Source organism: Mycobacterium sp. 050134 (assembly GCF_036409085.1).
In the GTDB taxonomy this organism is placed as follows: Bacteria; Actinomycetota; Actinomycetes; order Mycobacteriales; family Mycobacteriaceae; genus Mycobacterium.
In genome coordinates, this window is sequence record NZ_JAZGLV010000041.1 from 1 (window position 1) to 18417 (window position 18417).

Consider the following 18417-nt stretch of genomic DNA (forward strand, 5'->3'; position numbering starts at 1 on the left):
CCCCGCCAAACACTGAACTGGAAAACACCGGCCGAAGCGCTCAACGAACTACTCTCACAACCAACAGCTGTTGCATCGATCCCTTGAAACCACCGCCGCATTTCGCGTACATTTACGCACGCTCGCGCCCGGTGACGACCGGGGCGGCGGTGTGACCGAGCTGGTCGAGCTGCCCCGGTTCGCCGCGGAACTGCCCTTTGCGCTCGACGACTTCCAGAAGCGGGCGTGCGCGGCCCTCGAGCGGGGACACGGCGTGCTCGTGTGCGCCCCGACGGGGGCCGGCAAAACGGTGGTGGGCGAGTTCGCGGTGCACCTGGCGCTGGCGGCCGGCGGCAAGTGCTTCTACACCACACCGCTCAAGGCGCTGAGCAACCAGAAACACACCGACCTGACCGCCCGTTACGGGCGCGACCGGATTGGCCTGCTGACCGGCGACGTGTCGGTGAACGGTGACGCCTCGGTGGTGGTGATGACCACCGAGGTGCTGCGGAATATGCTCTACGCGGATTCCCCTGCACTGCAAGGACTTTCGTACGTGGTGATGGACGAGGTGCATTTCCTCGCCGACCGGATGCGTGGCCCGGTGTGGGAGGAGGTGATCCTGCACCTGCCCGACGAGGTGCGGTTGGTCAGCCTCTCGGCCACGGTCAGCAACGCCGAGGAATTCGGCGGCTGGATCCAGACGGTGCGGGGCGACACCACCGTGGTGGTCGACGAGCACCGGCCCGTGCCGCTGTGGCAGCACGTCATGGTGGGCAAGCGGCTCTACGACCTGTTCGACTACCGCAGTGCGTCGGCCCACACGCTGCCCGACGGTAAGCCCCGCGTCGACCCGGACCTGCTGCGGTCGATCGCCCACCGACGCGAGGCGGACCGGCTGTCGGACTGGCAGCCGCGCCGGGGACGGTCCACGGGACGGGGAGGCGGCTCCGCGCGGCCGCGGTTCTACCGGCCGCCCGCGCGGCCCGACGTCATCGCGACGCTGGACTCCCACGGCTTGCTGCCGGTGATCACGTTCGTCTTCTCCCGCGCCGGCTGCGACGCGGCGGTCGCCCAGTGCCTGCGCTCGCCGTTGCGGCTGACCAGCCAGGAGGAGCGCGCGCAGATCGCCGAGGTGATCGAGCACCGCTGCGGCGACCTGGCCGACGCCGACCTGGCGGTGCTCGGGTACTACGAGTGGCGCGAGGGGCTGCTGCGCGGCCTGGCTGCCCACCACGCCGGGATGCTGCCGGCGTTCCGGCACACCGTCGAGGAGCTGTTCACCGCCGGACTGGTCAAGGCCGTGTTCGCCACTGAGACGCTGGCGCTCGGGATCAACATGCCCGCGCGGACCGTAGTGCTCGAGCGGCTGGTGAAGTTCAACGGCGAGCAGCACGTGCCGCTGACGCCGGGGGAGTACACGCAGCTGACCGGGCGCGCGGGCCGGCGCGGCATCGACGTCGAGGGTCACGCGGTCGTGCTGTGGAATCCCGCCGAGGACACCACAGACCCGGCGGCGGTGGCCGGGCTGGCTTCCACCCGCACCTTTCCGCTGCGCAGTTCGTTCGCCCCGTCCTACAACATGACCATCAACCTGGTGCACAGGATGGGGCCCGAGCAGGCGCACCTGCTCCTCGAGCAGTCGTTCGCGCAGTACCAGGCGGACCGGTCGGTCGTCGGGCTGGTGCGCGGCATCGACCGGGGCAAGAAGATGCTCGACGAGATCGCGGCCGATCTGGGCGGGCATGACGCGCCGATCCTGGAGTACGCGCGGCTGCGGGCGGGGATCTCGGAGATGGAGCGCGCGCAGTCCCGGGCGTCGCGGCTGCACCGACGGCAGGCGGCCACCGACGCGCTGGCCTCCCTGCGCCGCGGCGACATCATCAACATCACCCAGGGCCGGCGCGGCGGCCTGGCGGTGGTGCTGGAGTCGGCCCGTGACAGTGCCGACCCGCGGCCGTTGGTGTTGACCGAGCACCGCTGGGCGGGGCGCATCTCCTCGGCGGACTATTCGGGCGCGTCCGCGCCGGTCGGCTCCATGGTGTTGCCGAAGCGGGTGGAACACCGCCAGCCGCGGGTGCGGCGGGACCTGGCCTCGGCGCTGTTGTCGGCCGCCGCCGGGCTGGACACCCCGACCACCCGTCGCCGCGGCCACGGGGATGCGGACGAGGGCTTCCACGACCCCGAGCTGGCGTCGTTGCGGGCCGAGCTGCGCCGGCATCCGTCCCACAACGCGCCGGGCGTCGAGGAGCTGGTCCGCCAGGGTGAGCGCTACCTGCGCATCGAGCGCGACAACGCGCAACTGGAGAAGAAGGTGGCCGCCGCGACGAATTCGCTGGCCCGCACCTTCGACCGCATCGTCGGGCTGCTCACCGAGCGTGGGTTCATCCAGGGCCCGGCCGACGACCCGCACGTCACCGACGACGGCCGCCTGCTGGCCCGCATCTACAGCGAAAGCGATCTGCTGGTGGCCGAGTGCCTGCGCAAAGGCGCCTGGGCGGGCCTGAAGCCGGCCGAGCTGGCGGCGGTGGTCTCGGCGGTTCTTTACGAGACCCGGGGCGGTGACGGGCCGGGCGGCGTTGCCGCCGAGGTGCCCACGCAGCGGCTGCGCCAGGCGCTGCAGCAGACATCGCGGCTGTCCACCGAGCTGCGCGCCGACGAGCAGGCGCATCGGATCGGGCCGAGCCGGGAGCCCGATGACGGCTTCGTCACGGTCATGTACCGCTGGGCCCGGACGGGCGACCTGGCGGCCGCGCTGGCCGCCGCCGATCTCGGCGGCACCGGCTCGCCGCTGCTGGCCGGCGACTTCGTGCGGTGGTGCCGCCAGGTGCTCGACCTGCTGGACCAGGTCCGCAACGCCGCGCCCGACGCCGAGCTGCGCGCCACCGCCAGGCAGGCCATCAACGATGTTCGGCGCGGCGTCGTGGCAGTTGACGCCGGGTAGGCTGAGCCGCAGCTACGGTTAAAGCCGTATCGGAAGCCAAGACAGCAAGGGGCTGAGGAGAAACGATGAGCGGACCGCAGGGATCCGACCAGCAGTGGCAGCCGCCCGGGCATGCCGGTGACCAGTCCTCGGAACCGACTCAGGTGGGCTCGCCCTGGCAGCAGCAACAGCCGCCGGCGACCCAGGAGGCCACCTGGCAGGCGCCCGCCTATACGCCGCCCGCCGAGTACCCGCAGTACCAGCAGCCCACCGAGCAGCAGGGCTACCAGCAGCCGTACCCGCAGCAGCCTGGCTATGGCCAGGGTGGTCAGTACGGTCAGTACGCCCAGCCCGGCCAATATGGCCAGCCCGCGCAATACGGTCAGCCGGGCCAATATGGGCAGCCGGGGCAGTACGGCCAGCCCGGTCAGCCAGGGCAGTACGGTCAGTACCCGCAGCAGTACCCGCCGTATGAGCAACCGGGCAAGAAGCGCTCCGGCGCGCTGATCGGCGGCGTCGCCGCCGCGGCCGCCGTGGTCGTCATCGCGGCGGTGGGGGTGCTCGGCTTCCTGTGGCCCGGCTGGTTCGTCACCACGAAGCTGGACGTCAACAAGGCCCAGGCCGGGGTGCAGCAGATCCTCACCGACGAGACCAACGGTTACGGCGCGAAGAACGTCAAGGACGTCAAGTGCAACCACGGCCAGGATCCGGTCGTGAAGAAGGGCGGCACCTTCGACTGCGACGTCAGCATCGACGGCGCGGCCAAGCACGTGACGGTGACGTTCCAGGACAACAAGGGCACCTACGAGGTCGGCCGCCCGCAGTAGTCACGAGGGCAGTGCGTCCAGCGCCTTCTGCAGCCGCGCGATCGAGGACCCGACTCCCAGTTGGGTCGCCAGCTCCGCGGTGCGCTTCGGGTCGGCGGCCACCAGGGGCAGGGCGTCGGTGCGGGTCGACAGTTCCACCGGTGCGTCGGTGGCCACCCGGACCACCTGGTGGGCGGCGTCGAGGTAATCGGTGGCGGCCAGCAGCTTGGCTCGCAGGCCCTTCGCCAGCTTCGACTTGGGGTCGCGCGCGGCGGCGCGAATCTGGTCCAGCGAGCCGTGCTGAGCCAGCAGCGTGGCCGCCGTCTTCTCGCCGATGCCGGGTACGCCCGGCAGGCCGTCGGACGGGTCGCCGCGCAACAGCGCCAGCTCGGCATAGGCCTGCCCGGCCCGATCTTTGGGCACGCCATAGTGTTCGGCCACCTCGGCGGGCCCGAACAACGTCGCCTTGGCCAATCCGCGACCCAGGTAGAGGACCCGAACGGGGACGGGATCGTCTGACACCACCTGGAGCAGGTCGCGGTCCCCGCTGACCACCACGACCGGGTTGCGGCGTTCCTGAGCCGCCAGCGTGCCCAGCACGTCGTCGGCCTCGAACCCGGCTGCGCCCGCCGTCGGGATTCCGAAGGCGTCCAGCAGGTCGGCGATCATGTCGATCTGGGGCGTGAGATCGTCAGGGACTTCCTCGACGTCGGGCTCACCCTTTGGCTCCGCCTCCGCCACGCGATGGGCCTTGTACGACGGGACCAGGTCGACCCGGAATTGCGGGCGCCAATCAAGGTCCAGGCACACCACGAGGCGGCCGGGCCGCTGCTGGCCGATCACCACAGCCATTGAGTCGATGAATCCACGCACGGCGTTGACCGGTCTGCCATCGGGGGCGGTGATCGACGACGGCACCCCGAAGTACGAGCGGAACCACATGCTCGCGCCGTCGAGCAGCACCAGGGGCGATTGCATGCCGGCTATGGTCTCACGCTCGCCTCATGCCGCTGGTCGCATGCCTCATGCCTCATGCCTCATGCCGCATGCCGCATGCCGCATGCCGCATGCCGCCGAGCGTCGACTTGTTGCTGGCCATGTGGGGTTTTTGGCGCAACAACTCCACGTTCGCCCGTCGCGGTTAGCCTGGCAGCCATGGATTCGCACCGCTTCGACGCCTCGGTGTATGCCCGCCGGCTCAGCGCGGCGGCCGCCGCGACCGCCGGCGCCGGCCTTGCGGGATTGGTCATCACCCCGGGCTACGACCTGCGCTACCTGGTCGGCTCGCGCGCCCAGACGCACGAACGGCTCACGGCGCTGGTGGTGCCCGCGTCCGGCGAGCCGACGGTCGTCGTTCCGCGGCTGGAGCTGGCCTCGCTCAAAGAGTCGGCGATCGCGGAGCTCGGCGTGGCGGTGCGCGACTGGGTGGACGGCGACGAGCCCTACCGGCTGGTGAACGCGGCGCTGGGTGGCGGCCCGGCCGCGACGGCGGTCACCGACTCCATGCCCGCGCTGCACCTGTTGCCGCTGGCCGGCGTGCTCGGCGTGCTCCCGATCCTGGCGACCGACATTCTGCGCTCGCTGCGAATGGCCAAGGAGGAGTGCGAGATCGACGCGCTACGTAAGGCCGGCGCGGCCATCGATCGCGTGCACGCCCGGGTGCCCGAATTCCTGGTTCCGGGCCGCACGGAGGCCGATGTGGCCGCCGACATCGCCGAAGCCATTGTCGCCGAAGGGCATTCGGAGGTGGCGTTCATCATCGTCGGCTCCGGTCCACACAGCGCCGACCCGCACCACGGGTATTCGGACCGCGAGCTGCGCTCCGGTGACATCGTCGTCGTCGACATCGGCGGCGCGTACGGGGCCGGATACCATTCCGACTCGACGCGCACGTACAGCATCGGTGAGCCCGATCCAGAAGTGGCGCAACAGTATTCGGTGCTGGAAAGTGCGCAGCGCGCCGCCCTCGAGGCCGTCCGGCGAGGCGTGACCGCCGAGGAGGTCGACGCGGCCGCCCGCGACGTGCTGGCCCGGGCGGGCCTCGCGGAGGCCTTCGTGCACCGCACCGGGCACGGCATCGGCCTGTCGGTGCACGAGGAGCCCTACATCGTCGCCGGCAACGACCTGCCTCTCACCGCGGGCATGGCCTTCTCCATCGAGCCGGGCATCTACTTCCCCGGTCACTGGGGCGCCCGCATCGAGGACATCGTCATCGTGACCGAAGGCGGCGCCGAGCCCGTCAACCACCGACCGCATGAATTGATCGTGGTGCCGGGGGCTTAGAAGCTCATCGCCAGTGGCTTTGTCCACAGCCCGATCAGCGGGTGAATAGCGGCGCGGACCGCTCCGGGCGAAAATTTCGCGCGTGGTTCCCCTGGTGGTCGATCCCGAGGCCTTGTTCGCCGCGGGAGGTGCCGTTGTTGCCGCCGGTGGGGGCCTGGCCGCCAACCTGACCATCTTGGCCGCGGGTATGTCCGCCCACACCGGGCTGGACGTGGCCGGGGTGGTGTTCGGGCTGGCGTACCAAGAAGCGGCCGGGTCATTGTTGAAGGGTGCGGCCGCCGCGATCAATGCGTGTCGCTCCTGTGGCGTGACCATTCAGCAAGGGGCAGTGAACTATTCGAACGCCGAAGCGGCGTCGACGCTGGGCGGCGGTAGCGGTGTGCTGCCACCGCCGGCCGAACCGGCGAAGGTGACCGCCCCGGGACCGCCGGGGACCCTGGGTCCCGGCAAACCACCACCGTCGCTGTGGGCGCTGGTGCAGTCGTTCCTCGACGACATCTGGCCCGATGGCGATGTGGCGCGGCTCCGCGCGGCGGCGGGGCGGTGGCGCAACTTCGGCGCGTCAATCGGCGGCATGCAGGCTGCGCTCACCGCGTCGAAGTCGCTGTTCGATTCGCAGCACCTCCCCGAAGGCGGCCTGATCGACGATGCGCTTTCGCAGATCGGCGCGTTGATGGCCAGCATCGGGGAGGCGTCTGGGAAACTGGCCGCCGGTCTCGAGGAGTTCGCCCGGGAGGTCGAAAAGGCACAGAACGCAATCCGGGACCTGCTGGACCAGTTGGGGTCGCTGACCGATCTGGTGCACGACGTGGTGCTGATCATCGAGGGCGATGCGCTCGACGAGGTCAAGCGGATTGCCGCGGATATCGGCGGCGTCCAACACAACCTGGGACGCCAAGCGGAGGCCTTCGAGCAGGGAATCAAAGTCCTGACACAGCTCGGCGACGGCCTGGTGGTCAAGCTCGAAAAGTACACACGCCGGCAGTTGACGCACTTTTTGGGCGACGAGGTTGGCAATCCGGTGGCGACGGTCTTCGACGCCGTGGTGAACGCGAACGAGGGCTCGCTCAAGGGTGCGCTCGGCATGGTGCAAGGCATGGCCGCGACGGACCCGCGCCGATTCCTGATCGATCCCGAGGGCGCTGCCACCACCTGGAAGGGCATGTTCAGTGGCAGCCTGGTCGACATTGCCCTGCACCCGAAGGAGGGCATCGAAGCAGATCGTCAGAACTGGAGAGCTCTTCTCCACCTTGACGATTGGAGTGCGGCCCGGCCCGGGCTGGGCCTCGGCGAGAACCTCTTCGATGTGGCGTCGCTATTCATCCCCGGGATCGGGGAAGCCGGTGCGGTGACGGACGGAACTTCCGCTGCGGCGCGCGGTGCCGAGGCGGCGGCCGACGCGGCCGAGCGTGCGGGCGGGAGGGCCGCTGACGGGTTGCGGGGTCTCGCGGCCGCACGGGGCCCCCTGGGCGAGATCGCCAAGTCGGCCGCCGGATTGACCGAAGACCTCGACGGACTCGCCGGGAAGCTGCCGAAGATTGAACCCCCCGGTGGCCGTCCGGTGGGTCTTCCGCCCACCAGGGCGCCGGAACCGCCGGCCGGGCCGACAGCGCGGCCACCGGAATCCGGGCCGGCGCACGCCTCGCCTAGCACTGGCCGGTCCGATGCGCCCGGCGCGCATGCGCCCACCTCTGCAACTGTTCCGAGCGAGCAACTCCCCGACAGAGCCTCCGTACCGCCTAGGAATGCTCCCGTCGACCCCGTACCAGTTGAGGCCCACTCATCGGAGCCGGCGCCCGCTGCGTCGACTCCACGAATCAGGACGCCCGAGCCCGATTTGCCGACGTCGGAGGCAGGCGCAAATGGGCTCTGGGATGCCCGGTCTCCGGGCGGAGGCCCGCACGAACTTGCGCCTCATCAGGGGGAACCGCACGAGCGGGGCGATCGTGACCCAGGTGACGGTGGCCGCGGCGCGAGCTCTGCCCCCGGCGAGTCCTCTGAGACGGATATCCATCCGGGCTCTTCTGCAGACCCAACACCGAATGATGTAGCCGCGCTTGCCGACTACACTGGTACTGGCTATGAAGATTTAAACGACGCGTTGAGGAGAGACGTTTTGGACGCGTCTCAGAGTGCTCGGGTTGAGGCGCTCAACAACGCGCTTTTCAAGCTTCCTCCGTATGAAGGCCCGGTAGTTCGCGGCGCCCATTTACCGCCCGAGATGCTGGCATGTTATCAGCCCGGTGAGTATATTATTGAAAAGGGATTTTTGAGCACTACGACCGATCCAGCCATAGCGCAGTCGGATGCGTTCGTCGGGAACGTCGAATTTAGGATCATTTCTTTCACCGGCCGCGATGTTGCCGCATTCTCAATCTTACCGGAGGAGCAAGAAGTGCTGTTTCCGTCGCACACGAGATTTTTTGTTTTGAGTAAGACGATTGATCCGATGACGGGTCGCGCGATCATTGAAATGATTGAAGATTAGTCAAAGGTCAGTCAGGGCAGGAGATACGAGTGAAAGAGATCGCTGGAAAGATCTTCTTGTCGCCTGAGGAGGCGGGGGTCCCTCCGCCGACGAAGGAGAAGATCGAGCGCGCGCGGAGGATGTTCGCTGAGTTTCAGGAAAAAGTGGATGCCGTGCCAGATGAGGACCGGCCCACGAAGATATCGCCGAAATTCTGGGATGACATATCGGGTACCGAATATGAGAAACCAAGTCAAGGGTAGGCTTCCATCGCTTCGATTGCTCATGAATCCGCTGGTCACGATGTTGTGTCTCAAAGGATTCGCCTGTCATGTCCAAATTCAGGAAGAGTAGTCAAACGGTCACTCGGGACAGGAGGTAAGGATGGAAGAGATCGCTGGAAAGATCTTCTTGTCGCCGGAGGAGGCGGGGGTCCCTCCGCCGACGAAGGAGGAGATCGAGCGCGCACGAAAGGCGTTCGCTGAGTTTCAGAAAAAGGTGGATGCCGTGCCGGATGAGGACCGGCCCACGAAGATATCGCCGAAATTCTGGGATGACACATCGGGTACCGAGTTCGACCCTCACAGGAAAGACCGCTGAAGCGCGCAACCTAGCTCTCGGCCCGGTCCAGCAATCCCGACGACCCGAGCACCCGCTCGATCTGCACCTCGATGACCACCCGTTTCGGGTTGGCGCGCGGCGTCCGGTAGCGCTGCGCGTAGCGCAGCTCGGCGTCCCGCACGGCGTCGGCGTCGCCGTTCACCTGTGACCGGCCCTCCAGCGACAGCCAGCGTGCGCCGTCGACCTGGCTGAGCACGGCCACGCCACCGCGGTCGGCGTTCACGGCCTTCTGCGAACCGCCAGTGGTGATCACGCGCGCGATGTGCGTCCTGGGATCGAACGTGAACCCCACCGCCACCACGTGCGGCGAACCGTCGGCGCGCAGCGTAGTCAGCATGGCCAGGTGGCGTTCGGAAAGGAAGGCCAGCGCGTCGTCGGTGAGCCGCGTAGTGGTATTCGCCATCACCGCTCACGCTAGCGCAGGCGATAATCGCAGCCGTGGACGACACGGTCGCGGGTCCGGTTCTGGTGCTGGGCGGTCGCAGCGAGATCGGCATCGAGCTCGCGCGGCGCCTCGCTCCCGGTGCAACGGTGGTGCTGGCCGCCCGCAAGGCCGACCAGCTCGACGACGAAGTCGAGGCGGTGAAGGCCGCCGGCGCCGCGGCGGTGCACACCGCGGAGTTCGACGCCGACGACCTGGCCTCGCACGGCCCGCTGGTCGACGCGATCGTCGCCGAACACGGCCCCATCGGCGTCGCGGTGCTGGCGTTCGGGATCCTCGGGGATCAGGCCCGCGCCGAGACCGACGCCGCGCACGCGGTCGCCATCGTCCACACCGACTACGTCGCCCAGGTCAGCATGCTCACCCACCTGGCCGCCGCCATGCGATCGGCCGGCACCGGGTCGCTGGTGGTGTTCTCGTCGGTGGCCGGCGTCCGGGTGCGCCGCGCGAACTACGTCTACGGCTCGGCGAAGGCGGGCCTGGACGGCTTCGCCAGCGGGCTGGCCGACGCGCTGCACGGCACCGGCGTGCGGCTGCTGATCGCCCGCCCCGGATTTGTCGTCGGCCGCATGACGCAGGGCATGACGCCCGCGCCGTTGTCCAGCACCCCCGACCAGGTGGCGGCCGCCACCGCCCGGGCGCTGGCCAGGGGGCGGCGCACGGTATGGATCCCATGGGCCCTGCGGCCGACGTTCTTCGCGATGCGGTTGCTGCCGCAGTCCGTGTGGCGCAGGATGCCGCGATGATTGTCGTCGTGGGGATCGGCGCCGACGGCATGCCGGGCCTCGCCGAGTCGTCCCGCGCCGAATTGCGAAGTGCCACCGTGATTTATGGGTCCAAGCGGCAGCTCGACCTGCTCGACGACGCCGTGTCGGCGCCGCGGCGGGAATGGCCGTCGCCGATGCTGCCCGCCCTGCGGGCGTTGCCCGACGGCCACGAAGGTGACATTCACGTGGTCGCCAGCGGCGACCCGCTGCTGCACGGAATCGGCGGCACGCTGATCCGCCTGCACGGCAGCGACAAGGTGAGGGTCCTGCCGCACGTCTCCTCGGTGACGCTGGCGTGCGCCCGGATGGGCTGGAACGTCCACGACACCGAGGTCATCAGCCTGGTCACCGCCGAACCGCACACCGCGGCGCGCCGCGGCGGGCAGGCAATCGTCCTGTCGCGCGACCGCTCCACGCCGCACACGCTGGCGACGCTGCTCACCGCCCACGGCCGCGGCCAATCCGAGTTGACCATGCTGGAACGGCTCGGCGGCCCGGCCGAAAACCGCCGCGACGGCACGGCCCGCCAGTGGGTCGACAATCCGCCGACGGACGTCGACGACCTCAACGTCACCGCCGTCCGCTACCTGCCCGACGAACGCGTCTCACCGCTGCCCGACGACGCCTTCGCCCACGACGGGCAGATCACCAAGCACGCGATCCGCGCGGTGACCCTGGCCGCGCTGGCGCCGCGACCCGGCGAGCGACTGTGGGACGTCGGCGCTGGCTCGGGAAGCGTCGGCGTCGAATGGTGCCTGAGCTGGTCCGGGTGCGACGCGGTGGCGTTCGAGCACGACGAGCGCCGCCGCGCCAACATCACCCGCAACGCGGCCTCTTTCGGCGTCAGACTCGACGTGCGCGGCTCGGCGCCGGACGCTTTCGACGGCGCCGAGCCCCCGTCGGCGATTTTCATCGGCGGCGGGCTGACCCAGCCGGGCCTGCTCGACGCGTGCCTGGACCACCTGCCGCCCGGTGGACGGCTCGTGGCTAATGTCGTCACCGCCGAATCCGAAGCGCTGCTCGCGCAAGCCTATTCGCGTCGCGGCGGGGAGCTGCGCCGCTTCCAGCACTACCAGGGCGAGCCGCTCGGCGGGTTCACCGGCTGGCGCCCGCAGTATCCGGTCACCCAGTGGACGATGACGAAATGACGGTGTACTTCATCGGCGCGGGCCCCGGCGCCGCCGACCTCATCACCGTCCGCGGCCAACGGCTGCTGCAACGCTGCCAGACCTGCCTGTATGCGGGCTCCATCATGCCCGACGACCTGCTCGAGCTGTGCCCGCCGGGCGCGAAAATCGTTGACACCGGACCCCTTACGCTCGACCAGATCATCGATGAACTCGCCGATTCCGACGCGGCCGGGCGCGACGTGGCCCGGCTGCACTCGGGCGACCCGTCGCTGTACAGTGCGCTGGCCGAGCAGTGCCGGCGCCTGGATGCGCTGGGCGTCGACTACGAGATCGTGCCCGGCGTCCCGTCGTTCGCCGCGGCGGCCGCCGCGTTGAGACGGGAGCTCACCGTCCCCGGCGTCGCGCAGACGGTGACGCTGACGCGGGTGGCCACCCTGTCGACGCCCATGCCGCCCGGGGAAGATCTCGTCAGCCTGGCCCGTTCGGGAGCCACCCTCGTCCTGCACCTGGCTGCCGCGCAGATCGACACCATCGTCCCGCAGCTTCTCGAGGGCGGATACCGCCACGAAACACCAACGGCGGTTGTCGCTTTCGCCAGCTGGCCACAACAGACCGTGCTGCGCGGCACCCTCGGCGACATCGCCGAACAGATGCGTGGCGCGGGCGTCACCAAGACCGCCGTCATCGTCGTCGGCGACGCGCTCGCCGCCGACGGGTTCACCGATAGCTACCTGTACTCCACGGGGCGGACCCGGGGGAGCCGGCACTGATGCGGGTGCTCTTGCTCGGCGGCACCGCCGAGGCGCGCGCGCTCGCGAAGGCGCTGCACCCGCGCGTCGACGTCGTCAGCTCCTTGGCGGGCCGTGTCCCGGACCCCGCGCTGCCGGTCGGCCCGGTGCGCATCGGCGGATTCGGCGGCGTCGACGGGCTCCGCCGCTGGCTGCTCGACGAACGCATCGACGCCGTCGTGGACGCCACCCATCCGTTCGCCGCGACCATGACCGCCCATGCGGCGCACGTCTGCGGAGAGCAGCAGATCCCACACCTGCTCCTTGCCCGGCCTGCCTGGGACCCCGGCGATTCCAAGGTCGTCGAGTCGGACATCCACGCCGCCGAAACGGTTGAGCAACAGGGTTATTCGCGGGTTTTCCTGACCACCGGTCGTTCGGGTGTCAATGCCTTCGCCTTCAGTGATGCCTGGTTCCTCATCCGCGCGGTCACCGAACCCGACCGTTCCGTCCTGCCGCGCCGGTACGAGCTCGTGTTGTCCCGGGGCCCCTACCGCTACGACGACGAACTGGCGTTGCTGCGTGGCCACGGGATCGATGCCCTGGTGACCAAGAACAGCGGCGGCGACATGACGCGGGCAAAACTGGATGCGGCTGCGGCGCTGGGCGTTCCGGTCGTGATGGTGGCCCGACCGCCGCTGCCCGCGGGTGTGCGGACGGTCGGCACGGTGGGCGAGGCCGCCGAATGGCTGGCGGGACTGCCCTAGCCCGTCAGGTCTTCCCGGTCGACGTCGGCGAGGAGGGCGTCGCGCGCGCGGGCCACGCGTGAGCGAATGGTGCCCACCGGGCAGCCGCACACCGCCGCCGCGTCGGCGTAGGGGAGTCCGAGCAGCTGGGTGAGCAGCAGGGCTTCGCGCTGTTCGGTGGTGAGGTTCGCGATCATGTGGTTCACCTCGACCAGGTCTTCGAAACCGCGGGCGTGGCGGTCACCGCGAATGAGGTGGGCCGGATCGGCACCCACCGCGGTGCGCGGCCGCGACTGCGCGTAACGAATGTGATCGGCGACGACGCGGCGCGCGATCGCCAAGAGCCAGGTCCGCGCGCTCGAGCGTCCGGAGAACCGCTCGATCGCGCCGATGGCGCGGAGGAAGGTCTCCTGGGTGAGATCGTCGGCGTTGCCGGCGTCGCACAGATACGTGACGAACCGCCACACGTCCTGCTGGGTGGCCCTGATGAACGCCTCCAGGGCCCGGGCATTCCCGCGTGCGGCTTCGAGGGCCAGCTCGGTGACGGCCTCGTCGTCACTTGACGCGGTCATGGCCAACCACCTTAGTTTCGCGGGCTCGACCAGTCTACGACGGGTCGTCGTAGAGCCAGCGGCGGGGGACCGATTAATCGGCCACAGGTGACCGCGCCATCGCGCCGGGGGTGAAGGGGCCCGCGCCGGGGCGCGGTCTGTATATAAGGTATCGCTCTGAGGCGTGTGGGTGCCGACCCGCTCCCGGGCCACCAGCAAGGTGAAGACCAGGCCGAGCAGGATGGGCATGTGGCTGGCGACGCGAGCAGCCGTCACCTCAGCGTTGAACGCGTCGACGACCACGTAGCTGAGCAGCGCGACCGAATACACGGCGGTGATCGCCGCGACACCGATCGCGGTGATGGGCCACACGCCGGCGGCGACCATCGCCAGGCCGAGGGCCAGGAGCCAGGCCGTGGACTCGTGCATCAGGTGCTCGCCGGACATCGCGCCGTGCATGTGGGTCGACACCATGCCGAAATCCATGCCGCTGATCTGCGCGGCAGCGATCGCCACCTGGAACAGGCCGACGGCGATCAATCCCCAACGCCGGTAGTGCTTGCGCACCGCCCGCATCCAGCGGCCCTGCCGCGTCGTTGCCTCCTCGCCGACGCTCGCCAGGATCCTGTCCACCAGGTCCGGCCCCTGACCGGGCTCGATCGAGGCGAATCGCCGAGTCTGGACGGCCGCACCGATGAGCCAGGATCGACAACCTCGACACGATTCCAGATGGGCGTCGACCTGCTGCGCGAGCACCTGCGGACGTTCGCCGTCCAACCGCGCAGAAAGCGCCTCGCGCGCAACGTCACACCGCATCCCTGCATCGTTGCGTATGGCTGGTCCAGGCGCAAAGACGTTGCCGAACGAGTAGCCGGGAAACCAAACCGCCCGGCCAACCGACCACTGGAGGAGCGCAGCCGGCAAAGCCACCGAAGAGGTGTTCGCGTCCCAGCGCATTCGCAACGGTCCCCGGCGATGACCGCCCCCGATCTGGATGGCCTTCCCCCCGGAGGCGCACTCGGCCTTACTCAGTAGTGGCCCCGACCCCTGCCGGAGGCGGCGGGGGTTGGCGCTCGCCAGCGAATACGATGCCGCGGCAGACGAACTCACCGCACTGCTGGGCGAGGCGCAGGCCGCCTGGGATGGCCTGACCGCGGAGCGATACGTGCTGGCGCACGCTCCCTACCTCGGCTGGCTGCTCGGGAAGGCCGCGGACGCCAATTTCGCCACCGCGCCGCGCCACACGGATGCCGGCGCCTATGCCGTTCGCAACCATGCCCACGCTTGCTGAGATCGCTGCCAACCACGCGGTGCACGGCGTGTTGGTCGCCACCAACATTTCGGGATCAACGCGATTCCCATTGCGGTCAACGAGGCGGACTACGTGCGCATGTGGCTGTAGGCGGCCGAAACCATGACCACGGACAAGGTCGTCGGCCTTGCGGACGCCGGCACGGCGGGAGTGCATTCCGCCGCGGCGGCCCCGCGGCCGCCGCGGGCGTCAACCTCGACCACGCCGACGCCTCGACGACCTGCCACAGGCATCCGCGGCCGCCATCCGGCCGCGCCATGGCAGGACCAGCTGACCGCGATCCTCAAGCAGTACACCAGGCAGCAAGTGATCCAGTTGGCGGTGTCCCTGTCCCTGTCCCCGGCCATGGCCGCCGTGGTTCCGGCCGTCGGTGCCATCGGGGTGACCGCGGGCGCGGGGGCGCGGCCGGCATAGCGGTTCCGGTGTCGTTGGCGACGGGCATCCCGGCGGCGATGCCTTTGGGCGCTGCGCCGGCCCCGGCGGTCGCGCCGGGCGTGCCGGCGACCGCGGGCACCGCACCGTTGCTCTCGAGCCCAGCCCCGGCGCCGAGTCCGGTGACGACTTTGGGCGGCGGGCCCGTCGGTGGAGGTCCCGGTGTCGGCTTTGGACTGGGGGCGACGACGGGGCTCGGCGCCGGCCTAGCCGATTCTCTGTACGCCGTCGGGTTAGCGGGATTGTCGGCTCGCGGCAGCGCGAGCGCCCGCGCGCGTCGGCGTTCGGAGGAACCGGCGCCCGACGACGCCGACGAGCCGGCAGAGGCCGCGGCCGCGGCGGCCGATCGAACGCGCCGGCGCCGGCGTCGCGGGGCGACGATCCAGGATCGCGCGCATCGCTATTAGTTCATGGACATCGACGACGCCGCGGATCCGGGGCCCCGAGTCTTTCGACTTAGGAGCGGGTCCGCTCGGATTCGCCGGCGCCACCGCGAAATCCGGCGCCGGCCGGCCTGCTGGCTTTATGACGCTCGCGGGTTCCTTTGGCGGCCCGGCTATTCCGAGGGCGCCGAGTGGTTGGGGCCATCACACGGCCGACTGATGCTGTCGTGCAACATACTTCGTATCATGCTGCCATGAGCGGTGATGATCCGTGAGTGCCAAGGTAGAGGAATCTCCAGGCCCTGCAGGTGGCTTAACGGGCCTACCGGCGCCGCAGCGCGGCGGCGAGTTTGCGTCTGATCGGCCAGGTGCATATTCCCCGGCGGGTGCGTCGAAGCAGACCTTCATCGAAATCGGTTGTAATCCAGACTATTCCGCGAAAGTGCGCTCAATTGCGCCGCCTCGCGAAACTCGCCCACGTGTACTGAACAGTGATCGCTGCTGCGTCGACTCGACCTCTTGCCGCCGCGTCGGTTGGGGCGGGCCGGAGCTTCCACCCGCGCCTTGGGAGACGTCGGGGGAGCGCTGAAGCTGTTGACTCCTGCATGCCTGCTCGCACGGCCGAACCGCCGCGGATTGCCTGGGCGGAACGTCAAACCTGACATGGTCCATTTTAAAAATTCGATCGCATCCAATTTTGAACCTGACCGAATCCAATTTCCAGAATTGACCGCTTCCATTTTAAAACTCGACATCGTCAAATTTACAGAATTGACCGTCCCCAATCTGGAAAATCGACGGTTTCCAATCTGTAAATTCGACCGTTTCCAATGTGTCAAAACCCGTATCGAATTCCGAATCGTGCGCGGTACTGTCTCGATTCGATTGCTTCCAGCGCAATCTTTGATCACGCCCTTTGCGGGGCTGACGACGAATATGGGGTGCGGCCATGAGCTCTCCGTTCTACATCTCGCCGGATGCCGTCCAGTGGGTGGCTGCGAATCTCGACAACATCGGCGCGAACTTGGCCAACGCCACCGCGGCGGCGGCTGTGCCGACGACCGGTGTGCTCGGTCCGGCGGCCGATGAGGTGTCGACGGCGATCGCGTCGCTGTTCTCCCAGTTCGGACAGGACTACCAGGCGCTTGCCGCCCAGGCGGTGGCCTTCCATGATCAGTTCACCCGCGCCATGTCGGCCAGCGGGGCGTCGTATGTGAGCGCTGAGGCGGCCAATGCCGCGCAGATGCTGCAAGACGTTTTGGGCGCGCCGGCCGCCGCGGTCAACGCGGTGAGCGCACAGTTCACAGGCCGTCCGCTGATCGGTAATGGCGCGAATGGGACGACCGGGGCGCAGGGAACGGCCGGTGGTCCCGGTGGCTGGTTGTACGGCAGCGGTGGATCCGGTGGTAGCAGCACTGGAGCGGGGAATGCCGGTGGTGCCGGTGGGTCTGCGGGGTTGATCGGTAACGGTGGCGCCGGCGGCATGGGCGGCCCCGGAGGCGCCGGTGGTTCCGGCGGTAACGCTGGGTTGTGGTTCGGCACCGGTGGTGCCGGTGGCGCCGGCGGTAACGCGGGCATCGGCATTGGCACTGGTGGTGCCGGTGGTGTGGGTGGTGCCGGCGGGTTCTTCCTTGGCCAGGGCGGTGCCGGTGGTGCCGGTGGTACTGGCGGCACGCTGGGTGGTAATGGTGGAGCTGGTGGTGCTGGTGGTGCCGGCGGCTGGTTCCTGGGCCAGGGCGGCGCCGGTGGTGCCGGCGGATCAGCGCTCGCCGCTGGCGGCAATGGCGGTGCTGGTGGTGCCGGTGGTGCCGGTGGATTCTTTGCGGGTCATGGTGGCGACGGTGGCGCTGGTGGGGCGGGCGCCCCAGGTGCTCCTGGCACTGCCCTACACCCGGATGGCTTTGCTGGTGGTGCTGGTGGTGCTGGTGGTGCCGGTGGTGCCGGTGGTTTCCTCTTCGGCCATGGCGGTGACGGTGGCGACGGCGGGGCCGCCGGCGTCGGTGGTCAGGGTGTCAATGGTGGCGCCGGCGGTCCCGGCGGCATAGGCGGTCTTGGCGGTCATGGCGGTCACGGCGGGCTGTTCGGTCAGGACGGACGTGATGGCCAAAACGGTCAGTCCGGCGGTGGCGGTGGCGGTGGCGGCAACACCGGTGCCACCGGGCCGATTGGCCCGACCGGGCCGACTGGGCCGATTGGGCCGACTGGGCACACTGGGGCGACCGGGCCGACTGGCGGCACCGGCGCGACTGGGCACACCGGGGCGACTGGCCCGACTGGGGCGACTGGTTCCACGGGTGCGACGGGTCCGACTGGGCACACTGGGGCGACTGGGCCGACTGGTCCGACTGGCCCGACTGGTTCCACGGGTGCGACTGGGCACACTGGGGCGACTGGGCCGACTGGGCCGACTGGGCCGACTGGTCCGACTGGTCCGACTGGCCCGACTGGTTCCACGGGTGCGACGGGTCCGACTGGGCACACTGGGGCGACTGGTCCGACTGGGGCGACTGGTTCCACGGGTGCGACGGGTCCGACTGGGCACACTGGGGCGACTGGTCCGACCGGCTCGACTGGTGCGACCGGCTCGACTGGGGCGACTGGTTCCACGGGTGCGACCGGGGCGACTGGGGCGACCGGCTCCACGGGTGCGACTGGGGCGACCGGCTCGACTGGTGCGACCGGCTCGACTGGGGCGACTGGTTCCACGGGTGCGACTGGGGCGACTGGCCCGACCGGCTCGACTGGCTCCACCGGTGCGACCGGCCCGACCGGACCGACTGGTTCCACGGGTGCGACCGGGGCGACTGGGGCGACCGGCTCCACGGGTGCGACTGGGGCGACCGGCTC

General features: G+C 69.3%; 15 protein-coding genes and 3 pseudogenes. 14 read left to right on the forward strand and 4 right to left on the reverse strand.

The annotated features are described in order from the left end of the window. Positions 1–151: 151 nt before the first annotated feature. A complete protein-coding gene (locus SKC42_RS26935) occupies positions 152–2923 on the forward strand; it encodes a DEAD/DEAH box helicase (protein WP_330967287.1) in 2772 nt (923 codons plus the stop codon). 65 nt (positions 2924–2988) lie between these two features. Beyond that, positions 2989–3729 carry a DUF4333 domain-containing protein gene (locus tag SKC42_RS26940; protein WP_330967288.1) on the forward strand — a complete coding sequence of 247 codons (741 nt, stop codon included), beginning with the start codon at positions 2989–2991 and terminating at the stop codon, positions 3727–3729. Here SKC42_RS26940 and SKC42_RS26945 read toward each other — a convergent pair whose 3' ends face one another. Beyond that, the gene (locus SKC42_RS26945; protein WP_330967289.1) at positions 3730–4686 is read right to left on the reverse strand and encodes a 5'-3' exonuclease; all 957 of its coding nucleotides are present in this window, start codon (positions 4684–4686) and stop codon (positions 3730–3732) included. Positions 4687–4863: 177 nt separating this feature from the next. Here SKC42_RS26945 and SKC42_RS26950 point away from each other — a divergent pair, with 177 nt between their 5' ends. The 4 genes from SKC42_RS26950 to SKC42_RS26965 all read left to right on the forward strand — a co-directional run bounded on the left by SKC42_RS26950 (position 4864) and on the right by SKC42_RS26965 (position 9058). Next, entirely contained in the window at positions 4864–5991 is a 1128-nt protein-coding gene (locus tag SKC42_RS26950) for a M24 family metallopeptidase (RefSeq protein WP_330967290.1), read from the forward strand. A gap of 82 nt (positions 5992–6073) precedes the next feature. Continuing rightward, entirely contained in the window at positions 6074–8479 is a 2406-nt protein-coding gene (locus SKC42_RS26955) for a WXG100-like domain-containing protein (RefSeq protein WP_330967291.1), read from the forward strand. Between the two features lie 29 nt (positions 8480–8508). Next, positions 8509–8721 (forward strand): hypothetical protein, encoded by a 213-nt coding sequence (locus tag SKC42_RS26960; protein WP_330967292.1) that lies wholly within the window; start codon positions 8509–8511, stop codon positions 8719–8721. A gap of 121 nt (positions 8722–8842) precedes the next feature. Beyond that, positions 8843–9058 (forward strand): hypothetical protein, encoded by a 216-nt coding sequence (locus SKC42_RS26965; RefSeq protein ID WP_330967293.1) that lies wholly within the window; start codon positions 8843–8845, stop codon positions 9056–9058. A gap of 10 nt (positions 9059–9068) precedes the next feature. On the opposite strand, the gene SKC42_RS26970 is transcribed toward SKC42_RS26965, so the two are convergent. Further along, complete coding sequence (locus tag SKC42_RS26970) at positions 9069–9482, reverse strand: F420-dependent biliverdin reductase (RefSeq protein WP_330967294.1); 414 nt, start codon at positions 9480–9482, stop codon at positions 9069–9071. A gap of 35 nt (positions 9483–9517) precedes the next feature. On the opposite strand from SKC42_RS26970, the gene SKC42_RS26975 reads away from it, so the two are divergent. From SKC42_RS26975 to SKC42_RS26990, 4 genes are read left to right on the forward strand one after another with little or no spacing between them, the layout of a single operon-like run. Next, on the forward strand, positions 9518–10267 hold the full coding sequence (locus tag SKC42_RS26975) for an SDR family NAD(P)-dependent oxidoreductase (protein WP_330967295.1): 750 nt from the start codon (positions 9518–9520) through the stop codon (positions 10265–10267). Continuing rightward, positions 10264–11436 carry a precorrin-6y C5,15-methyltransferase (decarboxylating) subunit CbiE gene (gene cbiE, locus SKC42_RS26980; protein WP_330967296.1) on the forward strand — a complete coding sequence of 391 codons (1173 nt, stop codon included), beginning with the start codon at positions 10264–10266 and terminating at the stop codon, positions 11434–11436. The genes SKC42_RS26975 and cbiE overlap by 4 nt, the downstream gene beginning before the upstream one ends. Further along, the gene (gene cobM, locus SKC42_RS26985) at positions 11433–12188 is read left to right on the forward strand and encodes a precorrin-4 C(11)-methyltransferase (RefSeq protein ID WP_330967301.1); all 756 of its coding nucleotides are present in this window, start codon (positions 11433–11435) and stop codon (positions 12186–12188) included. Before cbiE ends, cobM begins: the two co-directional genes overlap by 4 nt. After that, positions 12188–12913, forward strand: coding sequence for a cobalt-precorrin-6A reductase (locus SKC42_RS26990; protein ID WP_330967297.1), 726 nt, complete (start codon positions 12188–12190; stop codon positions 12911–12913). The genes cobM and SKC42_RS26990 overlap by 1 nt, the downstream gene beginning before the upstream one ends. On the opposite strand, the gene sigC is transcribed toward SKC42_RS26990, so the two are convergent. Both sigC and SKC42_RS27000 read right to left on the reverse strand, forming a co-directional pair. Further along, on the reverse strand, positions 12910–13464 hold the full coding sequence (gene sigC / locus SKC42_RS26995; RefSeq protein ID WP_330967302.1) for an RNA polymerase sigma factor SigC: 555 nt from the start codon (positions 13462–13464) through the stop codon (positions 12910–12912). The two genes, SKC42_RS26990 and sigC, sit on opposite strands and share 4 nt — an antisense overlap. A 156-nt stretch (positions 13465–13620) precedes the next feature. Further along, a pseudogene (locus tag SKC42_RS27000) lies at positions 13621–14400 on the reverse strand (DUF2275 domain-containing protein); the annotation flags it as partial. Positions 14401–14437: 37 nt separating this feature from the next. Between SKC42_RS27000 and SKC42_RS27005 the strand changes: the two are divergent. The 4 genes and pseudogenes from SKC42_RS27005 to SKC42_RS27895 form a co-directional block, all read left to right on the forward strand. Continuing rightward, a pseudogene (locus SKC42_RS27005) lies at positions 14438–14842 on the forward strand (PPE family protein); the annotation flags it as partial. A gap of 15 nt (positions 14843–14857) precedes the next feature. Next, a complete protein-coding gene (locus tag SKC42_RS27010) occupies positions 14858–15169 on the forward strand; it encodes a hypothetical protein (protein ID WP_330967299.1) in 312 nt (103 codons plus the stop codon). A 450-nt stretch (positions 15170–15619) separates the two neighbouring features. Further along, positions 15620–15790: a hypothetical protein gene (locus SKC42_RS27015; protein ID WP_330967303.1), complete on the forward strand. Its 171-nt coding sequence runs from the start codon at positions 15620–15622 to the stop codon at positions 15788–15790. Between the two features lie 729 nt (positions 15791–16519). Continuing rightward, positions 16520–17701 (forward strand): annotated as a pseudogene (locus tag SKC42_RS27895) (PE family protein); the annotation flags it as partial. Positions 17702–18417 lie beyond the last annotated feature (716 nt).

What these genes read in the sequence shown, in the direction of transcription:
- SKC42_RS26970 (WP_330967294.1), bottom strand. Translation starts at nt 9,482, where the DNA reads ATGGCGAATACCACTACGCGGCTCACCGACGACGCGCTGGCCTTCCTT.
- SKC42_RS26950 (WP_330967290.1), top strand. Translation starts at nt 4,864, where the DNA reads ATGGATTCGCACCGCTTCGACGCCTCGGTGTATGCCCGCCGGCTCAGC.
- sigC (WP_330967302.1), bottom strand. Translation starts at nt 13,464, where the DNA reads ATGACCGCGTCAAGTGACGACGAGGCCGTCACCGAGCTGGCCCTCGAA.
- SKC42_RS26965 (WP_330967293.1), top strand. Translation starts at nt 8,843, where the DNA reads ATGGAAGAGATCGCTGGAAAGATCTTCTTGTCGCCGGAGGAGGCGGGG.
- cobM (WP_330967301.1), top strand. Translation starts at nt 11,433, where the DNA reads ATGACGGTGTACTTCATCGGCGCGGGCCCCGGCGCCGCCGACCTCATC.
- SKC42_RS26945 (WP_330967289.1), bottom strand. Translation starts at nt 4,686, where the DNA reads ATGCAATCGCCCCTGGTGCTGCTCGACGGCGCGAGCATGTGGTTCCGC.
- SKC42_RS27010 (WP_330967299.1), top strand. Translation starts at nt 14,858, where the DNA reads ATGACCACGGACAAGGTCGTCGGCCTTGCGGACGCCGGCACGGCGGGA.
- SKC42_RS26990 (WP_330967297.1), top strand. Translation starts at nt 12,188, where the DNA reads ATGCGGGTGCTCTTGCTCGGCGGCACCGCCGAGGCGCGCGCGCTCGCG.
- cbiE (WP_330967296.1), top strand. Translation starts at nt 10,264, where the DNA reads ATGATTGTCGTCGTGGGGATCGGCGCCGACGGCATGCCGGGCCTCGCC.
- SKC42_RS26940 (WP_330967288.1), top strand. Translation starts at nt 2,989, where the DNA reads ATGAGCGGACCGCAGGGATCCGACCAGCAGTGGCAGCCGCCCGGGCAT.